Origin of the sequence: Stenotrophomonas sp. C3(2023) (assembly GCF_032911385.1) — a bacterium.
Taxonomy (GTDB): domain Bacteria; phylum Pseudomonadota; class Gammaproteobacteria; order Xanthomonadales; family Xanthomonadaceae; genus Stenotrophomonas.
The window spans coordinates 1-618 of sequence record NZ_JAWJLO010000008.1 but is presented as its reverse complement, the minus strand read 5'-3'; the positions used below and the strand labels follow the sequence as shown (position 1 = coordinate 618).

Genomic DNA, 618 nt, shown 5'->3' with positions numbered 1-618 from the left:
ATCGGTGGTGTCAGCGTGGGCGTGGATGGCGACGGGATCAAGCTGGGCGGGACGCGGATTGATCTGGATCAGTTGTGTGGTAAGGGCAACATACGATGCGTGACGAAGCCGGAATCTGACGAGCTGGCTCTTGACTCATTGGGGCGTGTGCAGTGGGATAAAGGCAAAGCGGGTATGAGCCTTGCGGCATTTCTGCAGACCCCTGGCGGTAAGGACATGCGAGGGTTGACCGGTGGAGTTCAGGGCATTGAAGGAACACTTGCCGGAGTTCCGTATTCAAGTGGTGGCTGGCAGGACCGTCTGATCGAGTTCTTTGCGGGACCCCATGACTACATCGGTGGTCAGGCCGCTGGACTCTATGATGATCAGGGAAATGCGGTGCGCGGTCGCTCAAAAATGCTGCAAAGGGTTCACAACACATGGAGTGTCCTTGCGATTCCTCCGGCCGCTCCGTTTGCTATGGCTAAGGGGCTGCCTCCCGGCGTTTGGCAGGCAATCACCGCGTTTGTAGAGGCGTCCCCATGATCCAAGTCTGGACCGGCCAGGATTTCGTAGGCAACTCGGAGCCATAATCAATGGTAACCAAAGAGGTGTCTATGGCGAGCAAGCAGTACACAG

General features: G+C 57.1%; 1 protein-coding gene. It reads left to right on the top strand.

Annotated elements, in window-relative coordinates; translation table 11 throughout:
* A partial coding sequence (locus tag RZA67_RS16380) for a hypothetical protein (protein WP_317214121.1) occupies positions 1-525 on the top strand: 525 nt, incomplete at its 5' end.
* Between the last annotated feature and the right edge of the window lie 93 nt (positions 526-618).